The following is an 8,124-nucleotide window of genomic DNA, read 5'->3' on the forward strand; positions in this document are numbered from 1 at the left end:
GGTTGGTGTTCCCGGGGCTCGTGCCGGGGTTCGAGGGCGCCGGGTTGGTGTTCCCGGGGCTCGTGCCGGGGTTCGAGGGCTGCGTGTTCGGGTTGGCGCCCTGATTGCTCGGCGGGTTCACGACCGGCGGCGGCACGTTGATGTTTGGCGCCGGCTGCGACTGGGGCGGCGGGACGTTGATGTTCGTGTTGTTGGGCGGCGCGGGCGTGGTGCTGACGAACCGGCCCGGGCCCCCGAAGAACAGGAAGAGCGCCACGATCCCGAGTAAGAGGATCACGATGATCGCCAGCACCATGCCGGTGGCGACACCGCTCTCCGTTTCCGTCCGATCGACGTAGTGATGCTCGGCCATCTGGTGGCTCCTTTCGCCGAGTCCGCGGGTGAGATTCGGACGCGCCTATCGAGGTGCGTCCCTCCCGCCCTTTCACTCTTTCCGAGAGGAGCGAACGCCCGCGTTAATCGGTGTAGAGCAGCGGTTACGGGGAAGGGGGCAGCGGTTAATCTCGCGTACGCCAGCACGAACTGGTCCCCCGACTGACACAGAGCTCGCCCGAAGGCCTGAGGGAACTTCCGGGCTCTAGCAGGTTGCTCTAGTAGGCCTGGACGGCAGCTCAGCGGGACATGCTGCGTTCGCTCCGATGAACGTTCCGTAGAGCCGCCACAGTGACCGGCAAGCGAGTTCATCCGTCGCGATGTAGCCGGCCCTCGGCCGCCGCAAAAGTCGGCCGGCGTGCTCGCACGGGACCGAGGAGCCCGCGCAGGTGGTTGGCTGTGTCGACCTGCTCCCGTTAACGGCGCGACCGTTGCACGCCAATGCTTGCCAAGCTGCTCCCACAGCAGAAAGCGGCCGGGTATAACTGCGCGGTGGCACGTGCCAGCGGGCGCCGCTGCGGTCCCACAAGCGATTCACCCGTCATGACCGCACCCGAAGATGATGGTGCGCGAACGGAGTGCATATGCCTGTTCCTGACTACCAGACGTTCCTGTTGCCTCTTCTCAAGATCGCAAGCGACGGGCTGGAGCATAAGGTCCGCGATGCCCGGGACGAAATCGCGGCGATGTACGCGCTTAGCGAGGAGGACCGTGCAGAATTGCTGCCCAGCGGGACTCAGCGAACCTTCGACAATCGGGTCTATTGGGCGCGGACGTATCTCGGCAAGGCGGGGCTCCTTGGCATGCCCAGTCGGGGGACTTTTTGCATCACCAGGAGCGGTCAGGCGCTGCTGGCAACGGGACCGCGGGCCCTCACGAAGAGCGATCTTATGCGCTACGCCAGCTTCGTCGAGTTCTCAAAGCGCACGAGTAAGCAGGCTCGCGGGAATTCAGCGCTGGCCGACGGACAGCTGCAAGGGCCGGCAGCCTCAACGAAGACGCCAGACGAGGTCTTGGACGAGGCCTACGAGGAACTGCGGGCGGCTTTAGTGGGAGATGTCCTAGGCCAGATTAGGGCTTGCAGCTGGCGGCGCTTCGAACAGGTCGTGGTTGATGTGCTTGTCGCGATGGGCTATGGAGGATCCCGATTGGATGCCGCACAGGTAATCGGGAGGTCCGGTGACGGCGGGATTGATGGCGTAATCAAACAGGACCCGCTCGGACTTGATGCTGTTTACATCCAAGCGAAGCAGTGGGACGGGACAGTCGGCCGCCCCCAGGTTCAGGCATTTGTCGGGAGCCTGGCTGGCCGACAGGTGCAGAAGGGTGTGATGGTGACAACGTCCAAATTCACCACCGATGCCCTGGAATATGCAAGAGGCTTTGGCGGGCGCATTGTGCTGATTTCGGGCGAGCAGCTTGCGGCGTACATGGTCGATCATGGGGTAGGCGTGACGGTCGTGAAGACATTGGCAGTGAAACAGGTAAACCCGGAGTTCTTCGCGGACGTCTAGGACGTGTCGGCAAGCACGAGTGAGCTTTGCGGACCTTGAGGCCGCGCCGGAGATGGCCACGAAGACGGGCGCCCGGACATTCCAAGTCTTCAAAAGTTTGGTGGCCGTTGGCTGTCGAAGAGCGACGATCCTCCCCCGTGGTTGCAGCCGTCAGTGTCTGAGTTTCGGAGCCATTCCCCGGTTTGGGCAGCCACTGAGCACGTCGTCGCGAGGCGCAAGATCGCGCGAGCAGGTTGAGGGACACTGCAACAGAAAGTAACCCACCCCCCGCAGTCAAGAGGGAGGTCCCAAACGTATGGCGGAGGAGCAGGGATTCGAACCCTGGAGCCAGGTTTCCCCAGCTAACCGCTTAGCAGGCGGCCGCACTAGACCACTATGCGACTCCTCCACGTATTCACTTGTCGCGGCCTCGCGCCGCTCCCTCTCCCGCGTCGCTACCGTGGCGGAGGGAGAGGGATTCGAACCCCCGGGGCTCAGCACCCAGCTGTTTTCAAGACAGCCGCCATAAACCGCTCGGCCATCCCTCCACGGCTGAGTATACCAAGGCCCAATTCGGCCGCTGAAGCCTCCAGCACGGATTTTCTCGGCCGATTTTCGCGGCGCGTCGGGCGGGCACGGTGCGCCAGAGCGTTCCTGAACGCGGGGCGCGGGCGAGCCACGGACGGCCGCGCCGTGCCTAGCGCAGCAGGCGGGAGAGGCGCCGATCGGCGTACCGCCGCCCTTCCGCCTGGCACGTCGCGCAGTACTGCAGCGAGCTCTCGGCGAAGTGAATGGACGCGATGCGGTCGCCGCAGTGCGGGCACGGCTCGCCCTCGCGTCGATGCACCATGAAGGCGCCCCGCTTGTCGCCGCGCGCGACGAGCAGGTAGTTCCCACCCCGCGCGGCCTCCAGCGCCCGTCTCAGCACGCTTCCGATAGCGTCGTGCAGCCGCTCGACGTCGCCCTCGTCCAGCGCGGTGCTGAGCCGGAGCGGTGCGATCCGCGCCTCCCAGAGGATCTCGTCGGAGTACGCGTTGCCGATCCCGGCGATCCGACGCTGGTCCGTGAGGAACCCCTTGATCTGCACCCGGTCGGCGCGGAGCAACTCAGCCAGGCGCTCGACGGTGAGGTCCGGCGAGAGGGCGTCCACCCCCAGGCTCGCCAGATGCGCACCGACCTCGGTCCTGCGAAGCAGGTGCACCGACGAGCGCTTCTTCGTGCCCTGCTCGACCACGTCGAGGGCTCCGCCGTCTACGAACCCGATCTCGAGGGACGCCGTCCGACCGGGCTTCTGCCCCGCGCTGCGGAAGACAAGCCGTCCACCGATGCCAAGGTGGATCGCGAGGGTCCAGTCGCCGCCCACGTCGATCAGCAGGTGCTTCCCGTGCCGCCCGACCGCACCGAGCCTCCGCCCGGCCATCGCCTCGACCGCTGGATCAAAGGTCTTGACCAGCGCGAACTGGCGGACGCGCGTCGAGGCGATCTCCCGCCCGGACGCGCTCGCGGCCAAGGCTTCGCGAAGCGCCTCGATCTCCGGAAGCTCGGGCATCGTGATCCTCCGTGCCTTACGCGAGTCTATCTCCCCTCGCGCTGCCGGCGCTAACCGCCCGTCTTCGCGGCCACAATGATCGCGATGATGGCCAGCGCGGCGGGCACGGCCAGCCAGGTCTGCGCCGGCGAGGGGCGCCTTTCGATCCGAGTCGGCGCGCCCTCCGGCCCGGTCACGACGACGAGCCTCGGCGCAAGGGCTGCGCCCATCACGAGCCCACCCACCAGCCCGCCCAGGTGGCCCCAGTTATCGATGCCCGGCTGCACCAGCCCGTATCCGATGATCCCGAAGAGCACGACGACGAGCCCCACCAGCTGGCCCTGAGCCACGGGAAACGCTCGGCGGTGGAGCGCGTAGAACATCGCCAGCGCGCCCGCCACGCCGACGATCGCGCCGCTGGCGCCCGCGCTCGGATAGCGCCCAAAGAGATAGCTGAACATCGAGCCCGCGAGCCCGCCCACCACATAGATGGCCGCGAAGCGCGCGTGCCCGAAGATCATCTCGGTGATCCGACCGTAGCTGAGCACCCCGATCATGTTGAAGACGAGGTGCGTGAGCCCGATGTGCAGGAACATGGCCGTGAAAAGGCGCCAGTATTGGCCCTCAGCGACGAGCGCGTTGACCTTCACGCCGAACCGGAGCAGCACCCGCGCGTTGGTGGAGCCGCCGGCCGCTTCCATGGCGAGCCACACGGCCACATTGGTGAGGACGATCACCCACGAGATGAAGGTCGCCCGCGGGATCTGGTCGATCCACTGCCTCACGAGTCCGACCTCCTCCCGCCACGGGTCCGCCCTTCAGGGCGGCGGCCCGAATCCCCGATCCCCGGCCGGCCTTCCCTCAGGGCGGCGGCCCCGGTCCCCGGTCCCCGGCCGGCCCGCCCTTCAGGGCCTCAGAGCTTCGCCGTATAATAGTGGCTGCTCGACGCCTGTCGACACATGGTGAGCGTGGCCTAGCGGTTAAGGCGCCAGGTTGTGGCCCTGGAGATCGTGGGTTCGAATCCCACCGTTCACCCCAACCGTCCGGTTTTCCTCCTTCGGCGGTGCTCAGGCCACGCGCCCCGCCAGATGCGCCCGTAGCTCAGCGGAATAGAGCACTGGTCTTCGGAACCAGGTGTCGGGGGTTCGAATCCCTCCGGGCGCGCCCTATCTTGCGCCTATGCCCGCTATCTTCCAGCTTCTTGATCTACGTCATGCCAAAAGTCGTGCCATTCTCAGCGAGGGCTATCGCCCGGAGCGCCCCACAACAGGCCGTCCATTTCGAGCACCGCATCCCACTGCGAGTCCGAGGGGACTTCGGCGTCGTAGTCTGTTCTGCTGTCGCGCGCTGCGTTGATCAGCGCGACCGCGCGCTCGAACTCCTCCTCGCCCGCCCGAAGATCGAGGATGGTCACGAGACCACGAAGTTCCCGTCTCGCTCTTGCCGTGCTTCGCACAATCAGCGCTACTCCGTTGGCAGCCTCACTTGGAAACACGCCATGCAAAACTTCAGTGCATTCTCATTGACCTTTGGAATAGTTGGCTCCCCTGCCGCCTCAGAGGAGTGCGCCGACGGGTGAACCGCACGGTTGAGAGATTCAATGATGCCTTGTCGCCGATTTGCAGCTTGCGCGAAGTCTGCCCAGAAATTGCACCGATGCAAGTACAATTCATCCGACCCGCACTGTTGTGGTACACCTCACTGGCACACTTGGCCCTTGAGCAGCAGATCAGACCCAAATGTGCTCGGCGAATGTGTGTCAACAGCCAATAGCGCGCACCGAACGCCGAGCCGGGAGTTCCCTGTGCGTTCACGAGTGGCGAGTACTCCGTGGCGTAGGAACCTCATGTCGTCCCTGCTGCGACTAGGCCGCCTCGAGCACCTCGAAGTCGAGTCCGGAAACCGCCGCGAGGCCCTCGAGGAGCGGACTGTGGCGGTCGTAGGAGTTGACGGCGAGCCTGATGCGGGCCACCGGATCCCTCCGCACAAACGGTGGTGTTGATCTTCGCCTCAGGAAAGAGTACAAGATTGGGCAGAATCCGCAGGATGGAATGGCCGAGCCATCACGGCAAGTCGCAGTGAGGAGAAAACCATGAGCGCGGTCGCGGTGTACACGCTGGACGAGTTTGTGAAAGACCTGCAGCAGGCATTTGCTTCCCATCCGGATCTGGTGGGCCGGGCCAACGCCGTCGCCGAGGTCCTCGAGCGCCTGCTCAAGGTCGGCGGCTGGGTCCAGGAGATGATCGACAAGGGCGGGTACGACTCGCTGCCCGGTGGCGTCTACACGGACGCCACCTACGGCCACCCCGGCGCAGGATTCCACATCACCTGCAGCACGCAGAAGCCCGGCCAGACGAATGCGCCCCACGATCACGGCGCCGGCTGGGTGGCGTACGGGACGTACGAGGGGGCCATCGAGCAGGTCCGATGGGCCTGGGACTACAGCGATGGCGTGCGCAAGCCGCGGCTCGTGGCGAAAGAATCGTTCGTCCAGCATCCGGGCGACGTCGCGTATTTCCTGCCCGGCGAGATCCACACCACGACCAACGTCGCCGATCGGTCCGTCGTCGTACGCGTCGAGAGCCAGAAGGTCGCCACCCTGTGGCGCCACCGCTACCTGAAGGACGGGAACACGGCGCGGCCCTTCATGGAGGAATCGGTTCCCACCGGTCGCTGATGACGCTGCTCATCTCGAATGAGAACGTCCAGATGGCGCTGGATTCCGGTGCGCTGCGCTCGGGCGCCATCATCGATGCGATAGAAGGCGCGTATCGCGATCTCGGCAGGCTGGCGGCTCGCGGGGTACGAGCTGGAAACGGGCGCTAGCCGCGGGCGACCCGTGTCCACGCAATCCGTCCCCGACTGGGTTGCGTCGGCCACGCGAGAGCTATCGGAACGAGCGCGTGTGCGCTCCATCTCCCTCGCCGAGCTGGAGGAGCTGCGCGCTTCGGGCGGACCGCACTACGCGGTCGACGTCCGCCTCCCGGCGGAGTATCGCGCCGGCCACATCCCGGGGCCGATTCCCATCCCGACCGGCCAATTCGCATAGCAGCGCGAGAACTTTCTCGCGGTGCGTCGCGCGCCGGTCGTCATCGTCGCTGATGATGCGACACGCCCGATTTGGGCCGCCGTGCAATGCCCAGATCTCGGCTACGGGCGGACATGGGCGAGTCGGGCTCGGGTGCCGCGACCCCTTGGCGACCTGTCCGACTGCGCCGCGTCTCCGCCTATCGCGGCCGGCGGAACGTATACACGTACCGGTCCTTGGGCAGCGTGACGACGCTCAGCAGCTCCCAGCGCTGCTCGCCCAGCTCGTTCATACGACGGTCGTCCAGCGGCTCGAATTCCGCGAACACGACGTTGAACTCCCAGATCACGGGCGTGAAGGATTCGCGGTGCGCCACTTAGGGCTTGCTCGCGCGGACGACGATCTCCGCGACCGTCGGAGATGCCGGGTTCATGGTGACGGCCCTTGCCCAGGTGGCTGCGGGTTCGGGACGACCAGCGGCTCGGGCGGCGCGAGCTTCTCCCGTTTGAAGATGTAGATGAGTCGATCGTCCGGCGTGCGGACGAAGGCGACCAGCTCCCAGCGCTGACGCCCAAAGTCGTTCAGCTGCATATCCGGAAGCGCCATGCCGCCCCGCGCGGTAAACGTCTTGTATTCCCAGATCACCGGCTCCGTCCTCAAGCCGACCCGCGCATCGATCGGTGGCGCCGCTCGTACGGCGTCAGCGTACCGGGTACGGGCGCGAGCCTTTTGCGTGCGCGCGTCAGTATAGGGCCATTCGCCAGCCTTCCGGCTACGATTCTGCGCGAATTTCGCGCCCGCACACCATTCGTCGCCTGCCCTTGTTATCATCCGGAGGTCAGCCAGCATGCGAAAGGCGCGCTGGCTGAGAGGAAGAAGGGGAAGAGATGCCGCATTCTGTGACCCTCTACACGACGATGGAGTCTCCGATTGGACAGCTGATCCTGACCGGAGACCGAAGCCACATCACGGGGCTGCTCTTGCCGGAAGATCACGGCCGCCGAACATCCGTCGACCCGTTGTGGATACGGGCGGACGACGCCTTCGGCGAGGCGGTGGCCCAGCTCGACGCCTATTTTGCCGGCCAGCTAACGCGCTTCGCGCTACCCATTGCGCTGAGCGGGACACCATTTCAGATGCGCGTCTGGCGCGCGCTCCAGCAGATTCGCTACGGCGAGACGGCTACCTACGGCCAGATCGCGGCGCAAATCGGCCAGCCGGCGGCGGTCCGCGCGGTCGGCTTGGCCAACGGGCGAAACCCCATCGCGATCATCGTACCGTGCCACCGCGTCGTCGGCGCGGGAGGCGCACTCACCGGCTACGGCGGTGGACTCGACCGGAAGCGCTGGCTTCTGGATCTGGAGCAGCGCGTGGTGGCCGCCGAGCGCTCGGTCGCGACGTCTGCAACGATGGAGCCGGCGCTGGCGGGGGCCGGCGTTTAGTCGGGCGCTACGAGACCGCTCGCCCCGAGCCGGTCGAAGGGCGTATCTGGCGAGGGCCAGGATCCCCCTCACCCCTCCCTCTCCCCCGTGTGCGGGGGAGAGGGGGAATGCACGCCACCCATGCCGGACGCGGGGGAGAGGGGGAATGCACGCCACCCATGCCGCACGCGGGGGAGAGGGGGAATGCACGCCACCCATGCCGCACGCGGGGGGGCTGGGGGGGACCTCCTGCCCCGTCACGCCGCGCGTGAGTGTGAAGTC

At 66.1% G+C, this 8,124-nt stretch carries 10 protein-coding genes and 4 tRNA genes; 6 read left to right on the forward strand and 8 right to left on the reverse strand.

What is annotated here, in order from left to right; translation table 11 throughout:
• Window positions 1–352: hypothetical protein (locus tag VFC51_01975; GenBank protein HZT05773.1), on the reverse strand; the 352-nt coding region annotated here is incomplete at its 3' end.
• A gap of 604 nt (window positions 353–956) precedes the next feature.
• On the opposite strand from VFC51_01975, the gene VFC51_01980 reads away from it, so the two are divergent.
• On the forward strand, window positions 957–1,886 hold the full coding sequence (locus tag VFC51_01980) for a restriction endonuclease (GenBank protein ID HZT05774.1): 930 nt from the start codon (window positions 957–959) through the stop codon (window positions 1,884–1,886).
• A gap of 296 nt (window positions 1,887–2,182) precedes the next feature.
• On the opposite strand, the gene VFC51_01985 is transcribed toward VFC51_01980, so the two are convergent.
• The 4 genes from VFC51_01985 to VFC51_02000 all read right to left on the reverse strand — a co-directional run bounded on the left by VFC51_01985 (window position 2,183) and on the right by VFC51_02000 (window position 4,178).
• Window positions 2,183–2,274 (reverse strand) — tRNA-Ser (locus tag VFC51_01985).
• A 52-nt stretch (window positions 2,275–2,326) separates the two neighbouring features.
• Window positions 2,327–2,413: transfer RNA gene (locus tag VFC51_01990), tRNA-Ser, on the reverse strand.
• A 149-nt stretch (window positions 2,414–2,562) separates the two neighbouring features.
• The gene (locus VFC51_01995; protein HZT05775.1) at window positions 2,563–3,414 is read right to left on the reverse strand and encodes a DNA-formamidopyrimidine glycosylase family protein; all 852 of its coding nucleotides are present in this window, start codon (window positions 3,412–3,414) and stop codon (window positions 2,563–2,565) included.
• A gap of 50 nt (window positions 3,415–3,464) precedes the next feature.
• Window positions 3,465–4,178, reverse strand: coding sequence for a rhomboid family intramembrane serine protease (locus VFC51_02000; GenBank protein HZT05776.1), 714 nt, complete (start codon window positions 4,176–4,178; stop codon window positions 3,465–3,467).
• A 177-nt stretch (window positions 4,179–4,355) separates the two neighbouring features.
• Here VFC51_02000 and VFC51_02005 point away from each other — a divergent pair.
• Together VFC51_02005 and VFC51_02010 are read left to right on the forward strand one after the other, a co-directional pair.
• Window positions 4,356–4,431 (forward strand) — tRNA-His (locus VFC51_02005).
• A gap of 52 nt (window positions 4,432–4,483) precedes the next feature.
• Window positions 4,484–4,557 (forward strand) — tRNA-Arg (locus tag VFC51_02010).
• A gap of 70 nt (window positions 4,558–4,627) precedes the next feature.
• Here VFC51_02010 and VFC51_02015 read toward each other — a convergent pair.
• Window positions 4,628–4,807, reverse strand: a complete 180-nt coding sequence (locus tag VFC51_02015) for a hypothetical protein (protein HZT05777.1) — start codon at window positions 4,805–4,807, stop codon at window positions 4,628–4,630.
• A 678-nt stretch (window positions 4,808–5,485) separates the two neighbouring features.
• Here VFC51_02015 and VFC51_02020 point away from each other — a divergent pair.
• Both VFC51_02020 and VFC51_02025 read left to right on the forward strand, forming a co-directional pair.
• Window positions 5,486–6,070: a hypothetical protein gene (locus VFC51_02020; protein HZT05778.1), complete on the forward strand. Its 585-nt coding sequence runs from the start codon at window positions 5,486–5,488 to the stop codon at window positions 6,068–6,070.
• Window positions 6,071–6,232: 162 nt separating this feature from the next.
• Window positions 6,233–6,442, forward strand: coding sequence for a rhodanese-like domain-containing protein (locus VFC51_02025; protein ID HZT05779.1), 210 nt, complete (start codon window positions 6,233–6,235; stop codon window positions 6,440–6,442).
• Window positions 6,443–6,620: 178 nt separating this feature from the next.
• Here the strand turns inward: VFC51_02025 and VFC51_02030 are convergent, their stop codons facing one another.
• Together VFC51_02030 and VFC51_02035 are read right to left on the reverse strand one after the other, a co-directional pair.
• Window positions 6,621–6,797 (reverse strand): hypothetical protein, encoded by a 177-nt coding sequence (locus VFC51_02030; GenBank protein HZT05780.1) that lies wholly within the window; start codon window positions 6,795–6,797, stop codon window positions 6,621–6,623.
• 53 nt (window positions 6,798–6,850) lie between these two features.
• Complete coding sequence (locus VFC51_02035) at window positions 6,851–7,066, reverse strand: hypothetical protein (GenBank protein HZT05781.1); 216 nt, start codon at window positions 7,064–7,066, stop codon at window positions 6,851–6,853.
• A 242-nt stretch (window positions 7,067–7,308) separates the two neighbouring features.
• On the opposite strand from VFC51_02035, the gene VFC51_02040 reads away from it, so the two are divergent.
• Window positions 7,309–7,863 (forward strand): methylated-DNA--[protein]-cysteine S-methyltransferase, encoded by a 555-nt coding sequence (locus VFC51_02040; protein HZT05782.1) that lies wholly within the window; start codon window positions 7,309–7,311, stop codon window positions 7,861–7,863.
• Window positions 7,864–8,124 lie beyond the last annotated feature (261 nt).

Source organism: Chloroflexota bacterium, assembly GCA_035652535.1.
Classification (GTDB): domain Bacteria; phylum Chloroflexota; class UBA6077; order UBA6077; family SHYK01; genus DASRDP01.